Origin of the sequence: Roseateles noduli (genome assembly GCF_050626985.1) — a bacterium.
Taxonomy (GTDB): domain Bacteria; phylum Pseudomonadota; class Gammaproteobacteria; order Burkholderiales; family Burkholderiaceae_C; genus Roseateles; species Roseateles noduli_A.
Genome location: NZ_CP192463.1, coordinates 2764547 through 2780202, shown reverse-complemented (window position 1 = coordinate 2780202; position 15656 = coordinate 2764547). Strand labels below are relative to the sequence as shown.

Annotated in this window: 11 protein-coding genes; 9 read left to right on the top strand and 2 right to left on the bottom strand. The window is 68.2% G+C overall.

Going from position 1 to position 15656, the window contains the following annotated elements; genetic code table 11:
- Positions 1-149: 149 nt before the first annotated feature.
- Entirely contained in the window at positions 150-671 is a 522-nt protein-coding gene (locus ACQ4L4_RS12175; protein ID WP_431104478.1) for a hypothetical protein, read from the bottom strand.
- A 439-nt stretch (positions 672-1110) separates the two neighbouring features.
- On the opposite strand from ACQ4L4_RS12175, the gene ACQ4L4_RS12170 reads away from it, so the two are divergent.
- From ACQ4L4_RS12170 to ACQ4L4_RS12155, 4 genes are all read left to right on the top strand, one after another.
- Entirely contained in the window at positions 1111-2964 is a 1854-nt protein-coding gene (locus ACQ4L4_RS12170) for a tetratricopeptide repeat protein (RefSeq protein WP_431104477.1), read from the top strand.
- A 19-nt stretch (positions 2965-2983) separates the two neighbouring features.
- Positions 2984-5371 (top strand): type I secretion system permease/ATPase, encoded by a 2388-nt coding sequence (locus ACQ4L4_RS12165; protein WP_431104476.1) that lies wholly within the window; start codon positions 2984-2986, stop codon positions 5369-5371.
- 36 nt (positions 5372-5407) lie between these two features.
- Positions 5408-6616, top strand: coding sequence for an HlyD family type I secretion periplasmic adaptor subunit (locus ACQ4L4_RS12160; RefSeq protein WP_377153381.1), 1209 nt, complete (start codon positions 5408-5410; stop codon positions 6614-6616).
- 104 nt (positions 6617-6720) lie between these two features.
- Positions 6721-8139: a TolC family protein gene (locus ACQ4L4_RS12155; protein ID WP_431104475.1), complete on the top strand. Its 1419-nt coding sequence runs from the start codon at positions 6721-6723 to the stop codon at positions 8137-8139.
- A gap of 67 nt (positions 8140-8206) precedes the next feature.
- Here the strand turns inward: ACQ4L4_RS12155 and ACQ4L4_RS12150 are convergent, their stop codons facing one another.
- The gene (locus ACQ4L4_RS12150; protein ID WP_431104474.1) at positions 8207-9163 is read right to left on the bottom strand and encodes a PEP-CTERM sorting domain-containing protein; all 957 of its coding nucleotides are present in this window, start codon (positions 9161-9163) and stop codon (positions 8207-8209) included.
- A 363-nt stretch (positions 9164-9526) separates the two neighbouring features.
- Between ACQ4L4_RS12150 and ACQ4L4_RS12145 the strand changes: the two genes are divergently transcribed.
- The 5 genes from ACQ4L4_RS12145 (at position 9527) to ACQ4L4_RS12125 (ending at position 15651) form a co-directional block, all read left to right on the top strand.
- A complete protein-coding gene (locus ACQ4L4_RS12145; protein WP_431104473.1) occupies positions 9527-10408 on the top strand; it encodes a ThiF family adenylyltransferase in 882 nt (293 codons plus the stop codon).
- 230 nt (positions 10409-10638) lie between these two features.
- Positions 10639-11277: an XrtA/PEP-CTERM system exopolysaccharide export protein gene (locus ACQ4L4_RS12140; RefSeq protein ID WP_377153390.1), complete on the top strand. Its 639-nt coding sequence runs from the start codon at positions 10639-10641 to the stop codon at positions 11275-11277.
- Positions 11278-11437: 160 nt separating this feature from the next.
- Entirely contained in the window at positions 11438-13030 is a 1593-nt protein-coding gene (locus ACQ4L4_RS12135) for an XrtA system polysaccharide chain length determinant (protein ID WP_431104472.1), read from the top strand.
- A 13-nt stretch (positions 13031-13043) separates the two neighbouring features.
- Positions 13044-14057: an XrtA-associated tyrosine autokinase gene (locus ACQ4L4_RS12130; RefSeq protein ID WP_431104471.1), complete on the top strand. Its 1014-nt coding sequence runs from the start codon at positions 13044-13046 to the stop codon at positions 14055-14057.
- Positions 14058-14061: 4 nt separating this feature from the next.
- Positions 14062-15651, top strand: a complete 1590-nt coding sequence (locus tag ACQ4L4_RS12125) for a TIGR03016 family PEP-CTERM system-associated outer membrane protein (protein WP_431104470.1) — start codon at positions 14062-14064, stop codon at positions 15649-15651.
- Positions 15652-15656: the final 5 nt, after the last annotated feature.

Genomic DNA, 15656 nt, shown 5'->3' with positions numbered 1-15656 from the left:
GGGCCACATCTACCCGGCCCCCAGAAGTCCTCAGTCGCAAAACCGTCGAAGGACGGCAGTGGTTGGGGGCGGCATGGCTTGGGGTTCAGGCGCTTGCCGCCCGCGGCCCCATGCCATGGCGACCTTCGCTCGGGCCGCCGCAGCGGGCGTCAGCCCAACAGCCGCCGCAGCAGGCTCTTCCCCTGCTCGAGCTGCCGATTGAGCGCGATCAGGCGCGCCTCGGCTTCCGCCTGGTCGACGCACCGGGCCACTTCCGTGTAGATCGCCGTCCGCAGATGCCACAGGTCCTGCGGATGCCGGGCATGGACGATGTGCCGGAGCAGGGCGCGCACGCGCTCCTGCGTGTCGACATCGGCATCGTCGGTCAGGTCGGTGACGCTGGCGCGGAAGGCTGTGCGCAGCCGGGCCATCGCCCGGGCGCTGGCCTGGGGCCGGCGACCTTCGCCGGGCCACAGCCGCATCAGGCTCTGGAAGATGGAATCGCCGTTGCGCCGCCGCGTCGGCGCATCGTTCATCGCCGCGCCGCCGGCACCGCCGAGGCGGACCGCCGGTTCCGTCCAGGTCTGGGTCTCTGCCGCCCGCGTCTCGAAATCGTCCGGCGCCACGGAATCCACCGCTTCCGCGGCTTCGACGATCTCATCCCAACGGGACAGACTCGGCATCGCTTTCATAGGCTGCGTTCTTCTTGTCCTGGTTGATCGGACGCGCGTCCCTCGACGTCCCTTTGCGGGCTTGCTCTATCGCGCGGCGTCCGGACTTCTGAGTGCCCGGATCGCGAGACGATTGTGGAAGTCGGCCATGTAACAAGAAGCTCGAATAAGGCGGTGACGGGGGCCTCAAATCGTGCTCAAGTTCTCACTCCGGCGGCCGATAAAGGGCTGAATGGGCGGGTCGCCGGTGTCCGCGGCGTGCCCAGGGCGGAGGTCCCAGGCGGGGAAATGGGCGGTCGGCACCGTCCATTTGCCGGGATGCTTCCGGGAACGCACGGACACAATCCCGTACAGGCGGCCCGTGGGCCCGAGCCGGCGTGTCCGGCCGCGCCCGCCGGATCGCTCCACCGTGCCCCGAAAGCCCGATCACATGGACATCGCCCACCCCAGCATGCCGAACTTGAGCGTTCCCGCCCCGCTGGCCCAGGAATGGGAGCAATTGCTGACCCGTGCCCGCGAGGGCTCGCTCCCGCTGCCGGAGCTGATGGACCGGGGCAATTTCTTCCAGGGCCAGAATCTTGGCGACGCCGCCGCCCATCTCTATGAGACGTGGCTCGCGCAGGAGGGCCAGCCGCCCGCCGCGCGTCTGGTGGCGCTGTACAACTGGGGCACCGTGCTGGGCAACATCCAGCAGCATGAGCGCGCCGAGCAGGTCTATCGCCAGGCGCTGGCGATCAGCCCGACCTTTGCCCAGGCCCGTCTGAATCTCGGTCATCAGCTGGAGCACCTCGGGCGGGTGGACGAGGCCCTCGGCGCCTGGCGCGAGGTCTACGAGGGCGCCGGCCCGATGGAGGCGCTCGGCGCCGACCAGACCGGCCTGCGCACGCATGCCCTGAACAACGCGGCCCGGCTGCTCGAAGTGCAGCGCCGCTACGACGAATCGGAAGCGCTGATGGTGCGCAGCCTCACGCTCAATCCCGAGCAGACGGACGTGATGCAGCATTACGTGCACATCCGCCAGAAGCAGTGCAAGTGGCCGGTTTACGAGGCGTTCGGCGAAGTTACACACAACAGGCTGCTCATTGCCACCTCGTTGCTGGCGACGCTGAGCGCCACCGACGATCCCGCGCTGCAGATGGGCGCCGCCCAGCGCTTCGTCCACGAGAAGGTGACGAAGCAAAAGGAGGCGCTCTGGCGCCATCCCGTTTCCGTGGCCGCGCGCCAGCAGGGGAAGCTCAAGATCGGCTACCTGTCCGGCGACCTCTGCATGCACGCCGTCGGCCTGCTGACCGCCGAGCTGTACGAGCTGCACGACCGCGAGAAGTTCGAGATCCATGCCTTCGACTGGAGCCGCGACGATGGCACCGCGCTGCGCAAGCGGATCCTGATGTCCATGGACAAGGTCTGGCGCCTGAACGCGATGGACGACGCCACGGCCGCCAAGCTGATCGCGCAGGCGGGGATCGACGTGCTGGTCGACCTGCAGGGCCTGACCAGCGGCGCGCGCCCCAACATCCTGGCCCATCGGCCGGCGCCGGTGCAGGTCAGCTACCTGGGCCTGCCGGCGACCTCGCTGCTGCCTGGCGTGGACTGGATCCTGGCGGATCGCTTCACGATGCCGGCCGAATACCTGCCGTACTGCAGCGAAAAGCCCATTTACCTGCCGCATTGCTATCAGGTCAGCGACCGCAAGCGCGAGATCGGGGCGACCCCCACGCGCGCCCAGTACGAGCTGCCCGAGGACGCCTTCGTCTTCTGCTCGTTCAACAACAACCACAAGATGAACGCCGAGATGTTCGGCGCCTGGATGCGCATCCTGCAGGGCGTGCCGAACTCGGTGCTGTGGCTGCTGGCGGACAACGAGTGGGCCAAGGCCAACCTGCGGCGCGAGGCCGAGTCCGCGGGCGTCGATCCCTCGCGGCTGATCTTCGCCCCGCGCGTGGCGCCGCCCGACTACCTGGCGCGCTTCCAGCTGCCGGACCTGGTGCTGGACACCTTCCCGTACAACGCCGGCACGACCGCCAGCGACTGCCTGTGGATGGGCACTCCGATCCTGACCCGCTCCGGCCGCAGCTACATCTCCCGCATGTGCGGCAGCCTGCTGACAGCCGTGGGCCTGCCGGACCTGGTCACCTTCTCGGTCGAGGAATACGTCCAGCGCGCCATCCAGATCGGCCTCAATCCTGGCCGTGCGAAGTCCTACAAGCGCTACCTGCGGGACGAAGGGCGCAACAGCGCACTTTTCGACATGCCGGCGATCGTTCGTGACATCGAGCGCGAATTCGAGCAATTGGCCCTCGCGCATCGAGGCTGAAACTGAAAAGATTTGATCAATGAACCGGCCGCACGACCCCTTCTTCGACGGTGACCAGCGCGCCCGCGGCCCCGGCCTGCGCCTGGCCGCGGAGGATGGCCAGCGTGCGCCCGGCATCCCGGACGCGCCGCACGACCCGCTCGCGGACCTGGCGCAGCAGCCGGCCGTCGATCCGCTGCTGCAGTGCCTGTCCTGGCTGACGCAGCATCATGGCCGCGCCCGCTCGGTCGAATCGCTGCGTGCCGGCGCGCCTGTCGAAGGCGCGCTCAGCCCCGATCAGGCCATCCGCCTGATGCGCGAAGCCGGCTACAACGCCGGCCTGCTGCGCAAGGGCATCGAGGAAATCAACCAGCTGCTGCTGCCCGCGGTGCTGCTCCTCAACGGCGGCGACGCCTGCGTGCTGGTGCGTCGCCTGGACGACGACGGCTCGGGCGCCGTCCGCTACGAGGTCGTGTTCCCCGGCCCCGAGGCCGCCAGCTGCGTCGCCCCGGCCTCCGAGCTGGACCAGGAGTACAGCGGCTTCATCCTCGCGATCGCTCCCCAGGAGGTCTCGCAGGCCAAGCCGATCGCCGGCGCGAAAGACGACACCCCGCTGCTGCAGGCCGATTCGCACTGGCTGTTCGGCACGCTGAAACGCTTCATCCCGTACTACCGCTCGGCGATGCTCGCCGCGCTGCTGAGCAACGTGCTGATGTTGGTGTCGGGCCTGGTGACCTCGGTCATCTACGACAAGGTCATCCCGCACCAGGCCTTCGTCACGCTGTGGACGCTGGCCGTCGGCGCCGGCCTGGCGCTGGTCTTCGACCTCTTCGCGCGCCAGCTGCGCGCTCACCTGATCGACCTGGCCGGCCGCAAGACCGACCTGCTCGTCGGCGCCAAGCTGTTCCGCCAGACGCTGGGGGTGCGGATGGAGCACCGCCCCGCGTCGGCCGGCTCCTATGCGCATTACCTGGCGCAGGTGGAAGTCGTGCGCGACTTCTTCACCTCGGCCACGATGTCGGTGCTGACAGACCTGCCGTTCGTGGTGCTTTTCGTCGTGATGACCTTCGTCATCGGCGGCCCGCTGGGCTGGGTGCTGATGGCGGCGATCCCGCTGATGCTGCTGATGAGCTTCGGCATCCAGGGCTACCTGCGCCGCGCGATGCGCACCAACATGACCGAGGCGGCCGACCTGCACGGCACGCTGGTCGAGGCGCTGGAAGGCCTCGAGGACCTCAAGACCACCGGCGCCGAAGGCCGCTTCCTGCGCCGCTACGAGCACAGCACCGCCATCGTCGCCGAGTCCGCGCTCAAGGCCCGCACGATGGCCAGCTGGAGCATGAACATCTCGATGACCATGCAGCAGGCGATCAACCTCGTGATGCTGGTCTGGGGCGTCTACCTGATCAACGAGAGCGTGATCAGCGCCGGTGCGCTGATCGGCGCGGTCATGTTCGCCGGCCGCGCCACGGTGCCGCTGAACAGCCTCGTGAGCCTGGCGACCCGCTACCAGGGCGCCCGCGCGGCGATGCTGTCGCTGAACGCAGTGATGAGCGCGCCGGTGGAGCGCGACTCCACCCGCAACTACGTCCCGCTGAACCAGATCACCGGCCGCATCGGCTTGAACGACATCGGCTTCTCGTACCCGGCGCAAGGCGACGCGCAGTCGCCCAAGGTGCTGCGCAACGTCACCATGCGCGTGCAACCGGGCGAGCGACTCGCGATCCTGGGCCGCATCGGCAGCGGCAAGTCGACCGTGCTGCGCATGCTGGCCGGCCTGTACCAGCCGACCGAGGGTCACGTCGAGATCGACGGCATCGACCTGCGCCAGGTCGATCCGGCCGAGTTCCGCAGCAAGGTCGGTTTCGTGTCGCAGGAGCCGCGGCTGTTCCACGGCACGCTGCGCGACAACGTCCTGATGGGGCGTCACGTCGATGCGCAGCGGCTCGTCGAGGTGGCCAAGCTCACGGGCCTGGACCGTGTGGTGGCCGGTCACCCGATGGGCTGGGACCTGCCGGTAGGCGAGATGGGTTCGCTGCTCTCCGGCGGCCAGCGCCAGCTGGTGGCGCTTGCGCGCAGCCTGGTCACCAAGCCGCAGATCCTGCTGATGGACGAGCCGACCAGCTCGATGGACGCCCAGTCCGAGATCGCCTTCCTCCGTCAGCTGCGCGACGCCGCCGGCGACTGCACGCTGATCATGGTCACGCACCGTCCGGCGGTGCTGGAACTCGTGTCGCGCATCGTCGTCGTCGACACCGGTCGCCTCGTCATGGACGGTCCGCGCGACCAGGTCCTGGCGGCGCTCTCCGGCGCCCGCCCGCCCGGCCAGCCGCAGCAGCAGCAACCGCAACCGGGCCAGCAGCCGCAGGCCGCGCCCGTTCACGTCCATCCGGCCGCGCAGGCGGTGAACCGCGCCGCGTCGGTGTGATGGCCGTCCGACGTCCGATCTGAAGAAGTCCGCCCCATGTCGCAGTCCCGCACCCTCAGCCGCGAAGAAGGCCTGTTCGTCGGCAGCGTCCAGTCGGCGCTGATCGACGAGCCGCTGCCGCGCGCCGTCTGGGCGCTCTACCTGATGGCGGCGGTGCTGCTGGTGGGGCTGGCCTGGTCGTCGATCGCGACGGTCGACGAGGTCACCCGCAGCGACGCGCGCATCGTGCCCGACGGCAAGGAGCAGGTGATCGCCAGCCTGGAGTCGGGCACGCTGGGCAAGCTGCTGGTCCATGAAGGCGAGGAAGTCGAGGCTGGCGAGGCCTTGGCCGAGCTGGACCCGACCCGCGCCGAGGCCGCCGAGAACGAGAGCCAGGCCAAGCGTCTGGGTCTGATGGCGCAGGTCTCCCGCCTGCGCGCCGAGGCGCTGGGCGTGCCGCTGAAATTCCCCGACGAAGTCAAAGGTGTGCAGCGCCTGGTCGACAGCGAGACCGAGGTCTTCGACACCCGCCGCCGCGTCCTCGAGGAGGCGACCGCCAGCATCAACCGCAGCATCGGGCTGCTCGCCACCGAGCAGAAGATGGCGCAGGACATGGCGTCCAAGGGTCTGATGTCCAACGTCGAGGTGATGCGCGTCACCCGCCAGGTCAACGAGCTGCAGCAGCAGCGCAACGAGCGCATCAGCCGCTTCCGCCAGGACTCGAGTTCCGAACTGTCGAAGGCGCAGACCGACCTCGCGCAGCTGGACGAACAGCTCGTCGTGCGCCGCGACGCGGTCACGCGCTCGGTGCTGAAGTCGCCGGTCAAGGGCCTGGTCAAGAACATCAAGATGAACACGGTGGGCGGCGTCGTCACGTCCGGCACGCCGATCATGGAGATCGTCCCGATCGGCCCGCGCATCCTGATCGAGGCGCGCATCAAGCCCAAGGACATCGGCTACATCCAGGTCGGGCAGACGGCCATCGTCAAGCTCAACGGCTACGACTTCAACGTCAACGGCGGCCTGCACGGCAAGATCGAGTACGTCAGCCCCGACGCGCTCGGCGAGACCGAGAAGAACAACGAAGGCACCTACTACCGCGTGCTCATCACGGCCGAGCGCAACACGCTGCGCGCCAAGGGCGAGCCGCTGCCGGTCATCCCCGGCATGACGGCGATGGTGGACATCCGCACCGGCGAGCGCTCCGTCCTGAGCTATCTGCTGCGGCCGATGCTGAAGTCCAAGGAAGCGCTGCGAGAGCGCTGAGTCAGGGCTGAAACAGTCCGGTTGCGCGCCGCTTATCGGCGCTTCGATTTCCCGCTGGAATGGTCCAGTTGAGGCATGGGAAATTGCTTGCAGTACGCGTGACCATGACCGACACCACCCGGCGCCGCAACCTGCGGCGCGCCTCGATCTCCTCCTTCCGACTGAGCGCCGGCGCGACCGTCGTCCTGACGGCGCTCTGCGCGTTCAGCGCGTCCGCCTGGGCGCAGGATCCGCCGCCCAGCCGCTGTTCGGACGAGCGCACGCTGCCGCCCGCGCAGCTGTCCGCCAAGGACACGGCGCTGCTGGATGTCGGCGACTCCGATCCGCGCGCCCAGCTGCAGGACCTCGTCAACCGCTCGCTCAACCGCAGCAAGGCGCTGGGCGCGACGCGGCTGCTCACGCTGGCGGCCGAGGCCGACTTCGAGGAAGCCAAGTCGCAGCGCCTGCCGACGGTGACGATGGGCATCACGGCCGGTCACACCGGCACCGTCGTGCCGGGCAACGGCTCGATCGACAACTCCAGCGGCCTGCAAGGGCGCGGCTCGTTGAGCGTGACCGCGCCGATCTACGATTCCGGCCGCATCACCAAGCTCACCGAATGGCGCTCGCAACTGCTCGAGGCCGCGCGCTACGGGCAGTCGAGCGCCGAGGAGCAGGTCGCCCTCCAGACCGTGTCGCTGGCGCTGGACCGCGGGCGCTATCAATTGCAGGCGCAGGTCTACAGCCAGTACGTTCGCAAGATGTCCTGCCTGGTCGAGGCCCTGGAGATCATCACCAAGGCCGACCGCGGCCGCGCCAGCGAGCTGGTGCAGGCGCAGAAGAGTCTGCAGCAGGCCGACCTGTCGTATGAGCAGACGACCTCGGCGCTGCGTCAGACCGAGGTGAGGCTGAAGCGCTTCGTCGGCGACGATCTGCCGCGCGGCGCGGCGATGAGTGCCGTGCTGGCCCGCCTGCCCGATCTCAACGAGATGCTGGCCGACGTGATGGTGTCGCCCGACGTGTCGGCGGCCGCGGCGCAGGCCCAGGCGCAGCGCAGCTACGCGGAATCGGTGCGCGCCGGGCAGCAGCCCAGCGTGAGCCTGCTGGTCAGCGGGAATTCGACGATCGGCCAGGCGCGGCAGACCGACTGGATCGGCGGCGTCACGGTCAACATCCCGATCGTGCAGCCGGGCGCCGACTCGGCGCTGACCTCGGCGCGGCGACGCGCGCAGGCGGCCTCGCTGCAGCGTGACGAGACGATCGAAGCCAAGCGCTACCGCGTGCAGGAGATGTACGAGGCCGCGTCCTCGTCGCTCGACCGTTCGCGCCGCCTGGTCGACATCCTGCGCAGCAGCGAACGCGTCCGCGGCTTCACGCTGCAGCAGTGGCAGCAGCTCGGCAAGCGCTCGCTGTTCGACGTGATGGCGGCGGAGGGCGACTACTACTCGAACCGCATCGCGCACGTGAACGCGCTTTACGACGCGCAGCAGGTCGTGGCGATCATCTGGTCGCAAGGGCGCGGCGTGGTGACGCCGCTGCGTTGAGCGGGAAGAGGAATCGGAAAAGGAAAAGCCGCCCCGAGGGGCGGCTTTCGCATTCAGCCGAGGCTGATTACTTGCGCAGGGCGCGGCGGCGTTGGGCGAAGCCCACGCCCGCCAGGGCCAGGCCGACCAGGGCCAGCGTGCCAGGTTCCGGCACGTTGATGACCAGCGAGCCGTCCAGGGTCGACTGACGGATCAGGCCGCTGCCGGAGTTCCACAGTTGGTCCGGGGTCGGGATCGGGGGATCGACGTTGGTGTCGAGCACCCAGCTCACCGAGATGCTGTTGTTCAGCCAGTTGCTGTACAGCGAGCCCAGGCCTTCGCCGGAGTTGAAGAAGTTCTGGATGAAGGTGTCGCCGCCAGCGTAGCTGTAGTCGACATAGCCCTTGACATTCAGGTTGGTCAGCTGGATGTCCGAACCCGTGACGATCAGGCGCAGGACTTCCTTGCCGTTGTTCGGATCCGTCGCGGCGCTCTGATAGAACACGCTGAAGACGCCGCTGGTGTAGGACACGTAGTCCGACACGCCGTCGCCGGTGGAGTCCACGGTCGTACCGACGATCTGGTACGAGTAGGTCAGGCCCCAGGCGCCGCCCAGGCCGCCGACGTTGCCGAAGCCGTAGGCCGGGAAGCCCACGCCGCCGACGAAGCCGTTCAGGTCGGTCGGGTTGACCGGGTTGTTCAGCGAGTCGATGTTGGTCTGTGCCGGCGCGTTCGGGTAGTTGAACGAAGCGGAACCGCCCGACAGCGTGGGATGCGTGCCGGCCGAGAAGCCGTAGAAGTTCATCACCGACGGAATGTTGGTGTCGATCACCGTGGTGCCGGGGGTGGCCGGGGAACCCAGGTAGATCGAGGTCGCCAGCGTCCCGCTGTAACCCAGCTGGTCGAACACCGTGGTGTTCGTCGAGCCGTTGGGCTCGGGATTGAAGTCCTGCCCGGTGTTGATGTACAGCGGTGCTGCCATCGCCGGCAACGTCGCGGCTGCCAGCGTCATCGCTGCCAGTGCGAGCTTTGCTTGCTTGAACATGTGTCTCTCCTTGAGGATGCGTCTTGCCAGAAGCACGTTAGGAAGCGGCACGTGCCGGCTTCTTGGCGGACATCAAAGCGACAACCGTGCCAGCGCACTTTCATCTTTTTAAATCAATGACTTAACATTCTGATGCGGGAATCCTCGACGGGTCCTGTCAAGTTTTTCGACAGCGGTCTGGCCCGCATATCGGGGGGTGTCAAGGGGGGGGAGGGGCCAGGCCGGGCGTCCTTGGCGCGATGCCCGGCGAGGATGCTTTCAGCGTTTTGCCGTCATGGCGCGGGCGCATACTCCTCGCCTGCGCTGTGCGAACCGATTTCGTGCGATCCGGCGGCGGCGCGATTCGAATAAAAGGGAGACCCCATGACGCGAGACACTCCTTCCGGTTTCGTCTTCGATTACGACCGCGCGTTCTCGCGCAATATCGGCTGGGTCACGAAGGACGAACAGCAGCGCTTGCGGCGGGCGCGCGTGGCGGTGGCCGGATTGGGCGGCGTCGGCGGTGCCCATGTGCTGACGCTGTCGCGTCTGGGAATCGCCAATTTCAATATCGCCGACTTCGATGAGTTCGACGTCCACAACATGAATCGCCAGGCGGCGGCATTCATGTCGTCGATGGGCCGCCCGAAGATCGACGTGGTCGCGGAAATGGCCCGCGACATCAATCCGGAAAGCGACATCCGTCTTTTCCGCGAGGGCGTCACCGACGCCAACCTCGACGAGTTCCTGAAAGGGGTCGACGTGTATGTCGACAGCCTCGACTTCTTCGTCCTCGAGGTGCGCCGCAAGGTTTTCCGCCGCTGTCGTGAGCTGGGCATCCCCGCGATGACCGCCGCGCCTCTGGGCATGGGCACCGCCTTCCTGTACTTCAGCCCGACCGGGATGAGTTTCGAGGACTATTTCCAGGTCGAGGGTCGCGACCACGAGGATCAATATGCGCGCTTCATCGCCGGGGTATCGCCGGCGATGCTCAGCCGCCAGTATCTGGTCGCGCCCGAGGCCGTGAATTTCAAGGAGAAGCGAGGACCCTCCACCGGCATGGCCTGCGAGTTGTGCGCGGGCCTGATGGGCACCAGCGTGCTGAAGCTGCTGCTGAATCGCGGCGCTTTGCGCGCCGCGCCGTGGGGCCTGCATTTCGACGCCTATCGCGGCCGGCTCAAGCACACCTGGCGGCCTTGGGGAAATGCCCATCCGCTGCAGCGCTTGCTGATTGCGCTGATCAAGCCGGTGCTGCGCGGGAAATAGCGTCTGAGGCCTCCCGCTTGCGGGTTTTCCATGACGCCGTCATGAGGTTTCCCGGGGGGATTTCGAAGCGCCTTCGCGCCGAGTTGTTTCGGGGGTGTATCCGGGCGGTTCCCAAGGCGGATCCGCTAGCACGGAAATCGCTCACGTCAGGGAGGGATCGCCCTCAGTCCAGGGGGTTCCACACCCGTGCGCGCTGAGGTGCAATCCGGTCAGCTTCCAGAGGGGTGGACATGGTGAAGAACACTGGATTGAAGATCGCTTCCGTCAAGGCGGCGCACGCCGCGTTGCTGGCCGCCGCCGCGGCGCTCGCCGGCTGCTCGACCACCGGCAACCTGCCGCCCGCGCCGGTCGCCGCCTCGCAGGCGGACTACAGCTACGTCGTCGGTGCCGGCGACCAGCTCAACATCATCGTGTGGCGCAACCCGGAGCTGTCGCTGACGGTGCCGGTCCGCCCCGACGGCAAGATCGCCGCCCCGCTGATCGATGAGCTGCAGGTGCAGGGCAAGAACTCGGTCGAGGTCGCCCGCGACATCGAGAAGCAGCTCGGCAAGTACGTGCGCGATCCGGTGGTGACCGTGATCGTGACCAGCTTCGTCGGCCCGTACAGCGAGCAGATCCGCGTCGTCGGCGAAGCCGCCAAGCCGATGTTCCTGCCCTACAAGCAGAAGATGACGCTGCTGGACGTGATGATCGCCGTCGGCGGCCTGACCGACTTCGCCGCCGGCAACTCCGCCTCCATCCTGCGGACCGCCGAGGGCAACAAGCAGTACTCGGTGCGCCTCAAGGACCTGATCCGTCGCGGCGACGTGTCCGCCAACGTCGAGATGCGTCCCGGCGACATCCTGATCATTCCGCAGAGCTTCTTCTGACCTTTGCCCGGAAGGCCGCGCGCGCGGCCCGCCGGGGCGCCGGGGTCGGCCAGGGGGCGAGACCCGGATCGTTGCCCGCATTTCCCGCATTTCCCGCAGTATCGGCCCGCCCCGAACCGGGCCCCGCCGGCGCTCCCGCCGGTGCAACCGAGATCGCCGCATGGATTCCCTCATCGCGCAACTGATGGCCGTGTTCAAGCGGATGTGGCGCTACCGCTGGCCGGGCCTGATCGCGTCGTGGCTGACCGCCATCGCCGCGGCCGTCGTCGTGTTCGTGGTGCCCGACCGCTACGAGGCCAGCGCGCGCGTCTACGTCGATACGCAGTCGATCCTCAAGCCGCTGATGTCCGGCATGGCCGTGCTGTCCAACACCGAGCAGCAGGTCAACATGCTCAGCCGCACGCTGATCAGCCGGCCCAACGTCGAGAAGCTGGTGCGCATGGCCGACCTGGACCTGAAGGCCACCAGCAAGTCCGACCAGGACGCGCTGATCGACCGCGTCACCCGCAACCTGTCGATCCAGACCGCCGGCAACTCGGCCAACAACCTGTACCTGCTGTCCTACCGCGACTCGTCGCCGGAGACGTCGAAGAAGGTCGTGGCCTCGCTGCTGTCGATCTTCATGGAGTCCAGCCTGGGCGCCAACCGCAAGGACAGCACGACCGCCGCGACCTTCCTGAACGAGCAGATCAAGACCTACGAGACCAAGCTCGAGGAGGCCGAGGCGCGCCGCAAGGAATTCCGCCTGCGCAACCTGCAGCTGACGCAGGCCGACGGCAAGGACGCCGCCGCGCGCCTGGCCGAGACCAGCAACCAGCTCGAGGCCGCCCGCCTGCAACTGCGCGAGGCCGTCAACGCCCGCGACGCCGCGCGCCAGCAGATCGAGGCCGAGCGCAAGCGTAGCCAGCCCGGCACCAGCCTGCAGAGCCTGATGCAGGAGAGCGCGCAGAAGTTCGCGACGCCCGAGCTGGACAACCGCATCGTCGAGCTCAAGCGCAACCTGGACCAGCTGCAGCAGCGCTACACCGACGCGCACCCGGACATCGTCAACGTCAAGCGCCAGATCCGCGATCTGGAAGAGCAGCGCCGCAAGGAGGTCGCCGAGCTGCAGAAGGCCGCGCTGGCCAATCCGGTGCCGACCGGCGGCCCCAACGACAGCCTGGCCAACCAGGAGCTGGCCCGCATCCTGGCGGCAAAGGAAGTCGAGGTCGCGCAGATCCGCGCCCGCGTCGACGAGTACAGCTCGCGCTACGCCTCCGCGCAAGGCTCGATCAAGCTGGCGCCCCAACTGGAGGCGGAGTTCTCGCAGCTGAACCGCGACTACGACATCATCAAGAAGAACTACCAGGAGATGGTCGAGCGCCGCGAGTCGGCCTCTCTGTCGACCGACCTGGACAACACCTCCGGCGTCGCCGATTTCCGCATCATCGACCCGCCACGCGCGTCGCCCAAGCCGGTGTCGCCGAACCGCCTGATGCTGCTGGCCGCCGGTCTGGTGGTGGCGGCGCTGGCCGGCCTGGTCACGGCCTTCGCCGCCAGCCAGATCCGTCCGGTCTTCCACGACCTCAACGAGCTGCGCCACCGCCTGGAGCTGCCGATCCTGGGCGCCGTGTCGCGCCAGGAGACGCGCGAGGACCGGCGTCGCCAGAAGGTGGACCTGCTGCGTTTCGGTGTCGCGTCGGGCAGCCTGGTCAGCCTGTACGCGGTCGGCCTGATCGGCATGGCCATCTGGATCAGCCGCCAGGCCGGGTGAGGGGAGCTTTCGCATGACGAGCCTGATCGAACAAGCCGCCGCGCGGCTGGAACAACTGAAGCAGGCCGGCGTCGACGTCGGCCTGGCCACGGCCGCCGCACCGGCGACCGTGCCCGCGACCGCGCCGCCGGCGCCTCACGTGGCGCCCGCGGTCGCACCGGTGGTGCTGCCGGCTGCCGTGCCGGCGGTGATCCGCACCCCCGGCGACGTGACCTCCAAGCGCGTCGACCTGGACCTCGAGGCGCTCGCCGCCCAGGGTTTCCTGACGCCGAACGCGCCGCGCACCGTGATGGCGGACCAGTACCGCAACATCAAGCGCCCGCTGATCCGCAACGCGATGAACAAGGGCGCCTCGTCGCTCAATCACGCCAACCTGATCATGGTGACCAGCGCGCTGCCCGGCGAGGGCAAGAGCTTCACCTCGCTGAACCTGGCCATGTCGATCGCGGCCGAGTTCGACAGCACCGTGATGCTGGTCGACGCCGACGTCGCCCGCCCGTCGATGCTGCGCATGCTGGGCCTGCCGCCCGGCCCCGGCCTGCTCGACGTGCTGGAGAAGGAGGCCGACATGGCCAGCGTCCTGCTCAAGACCAACGTCGACAAGCTGACGCTGCTGCCCAGCGGCCGCCCGCATGCGCGCGCCACGGAGCTGCTGGCCAGCGATGCGATGACCGCGCTGCTGGACGACATGGCCAAGCGCTATCCGGACCGGATCATCATCTTCGACAGCCCGCCGCTGCTGCTGACCACCGAGTCCCGGGTCCTGGCCACGCACATGGGCCAGATCGTCATCGTCGTGCAGGCCGAGCGCACGCCGCAGAGCGCCGTGCAGCAGGCGGTCGCCGCGATCGAGCACTGCCCGCTGAAGATGCTGCTGCTCAACCAGGCCAGCAACAAGCGCAGCAGCGGTTATGGCTATGGCTACGGCTACGGCTACGGCTACGGTTATGGGTACGGCAGCGCGGACGGGCAGGGCCATGCGCCGGACGCCGCGCCCAGCCCGGCCGCCGGCCCGGATCGGGCCTGACACGATGACGCGGGCCAACGACCTCCGCCGCCGGCCGCTGTCTCCGGTCCGAGTCGCCTGTCTGGCGGCGATGGGTCTGGCCGCGGCCCTGGCGCAGACGCCGGCCGCCGCCCAGGATGACGGCACCAGTGCCGCGGGCTCGCGCAAGGGCATCGCGTTCACGCCGCGGGTCAGCGTCTCCGAGACCTGGACCGACAACCTGGCGCTGTCGCCCGACAACTCGCGCGATCGCGCGTTCATCACGACGGTGTCGCCCGGTCTGACCATCTCCAGCACCACCGGCGCGATCCGGGGCAGCTTCGACTACACGCTCGACGGCATCGTCTACACGAAGAGCGACCGCGACGCGCGGCTGCAGAACCAGTTGAGTACCCGCATCACGGCGGAACTGGTGCAGTCGGCGCTGTTCGTCGACGTCACCGGCAACATCAGCCAGCAGACGGTCTCGGCCTTCGGCCAGCAGTCGCCGGACGGCACGCTGGACAACCCCAACCGCACGGAGACGCGCACGCTGCAGGTCTCGCCGTACTGGCGCGGCCGGCTGGGCAGCTTCGCGGGCTTCGAACTGCGGGCGATGGGCCAGATGCGCGATTCCAGCGAGGGCGGCACCGGTGCCGCCGGCGGCAGCGGCAACAGCAAGGAAGGCGCGTTGTCGCTGAACCTGTTCGGTCCCGCCGGCCGTGAACTCAACTGGGGCCTGAACGCGTCGACGTCGCGCATGCACTTCGAGCAGACCGGCATCGACTACCGCACCACCAGCGTGATCGCGTCGCTGAACTGGGTGCCCGACGTCGACTGGGGCGTCGGCCTCACCGGCGGTCGCGAGCGCAGCGACTACTTCGGACCCGAGACGACCTCCGTCTACGGCGCCAACCTGCGCTGGTCGCCGGGACCGCGGACCAAGTTCTCGGCCGACTGGCAGCACCACAGCTACGGCGACAGCCACAACCTGAGCTTCGAGCACCGCATGGCGCAGTTCTCGGTGCGGGCCAACAGCAGCCAGAGCGTCAGCACCGGCGAGACGCCGACCCAGGCGACCAACTACCAGCTGCTGGACCTGCAGTTCGGCAGCCTGGAGCCCGATCCGGTCAAGCGCGATGCCTTCGTCCGCGGGCTGCTGGCCGCGCTGGGCCTGGACCCGAACTCGTTCAGCGGCACCGGCTTCCTGAGCAACACCGCGTCGCTGCAGCGGCGCAGCGACCTGTCGCTGATCTGGACCGGACCGCGCATGACGGTCACGCTCAGCGGCAACGACAACAACAGCCGCCGCCTCATCAACTCGCCGCTGGGCGTGGGCAGCGGCGACCTGGCGCTGACGGACCGCGTGCGCCAGCGCGGCGCGACGGTGTCGGTGGGCTATCGGCTCACCCCGCTGGCCAACGCCAACCTCAGCTACTCGCGGCAGAACTCGCGCGGCGACGGCGGCGTGGGCGGCAACGACATGCGCACGCTGACCGCCAACGCCACCTACCGGCTGGGCCCGCGCACGGACGCGGCCTTCGGCCTGCGCCAGACCAGGTTCGACGACACCAGCCTGTTCGCCACCAGCTATCAGGAACACGCGATCTACGCATCGCTGACCCAGCGCTTTTAAGCAGT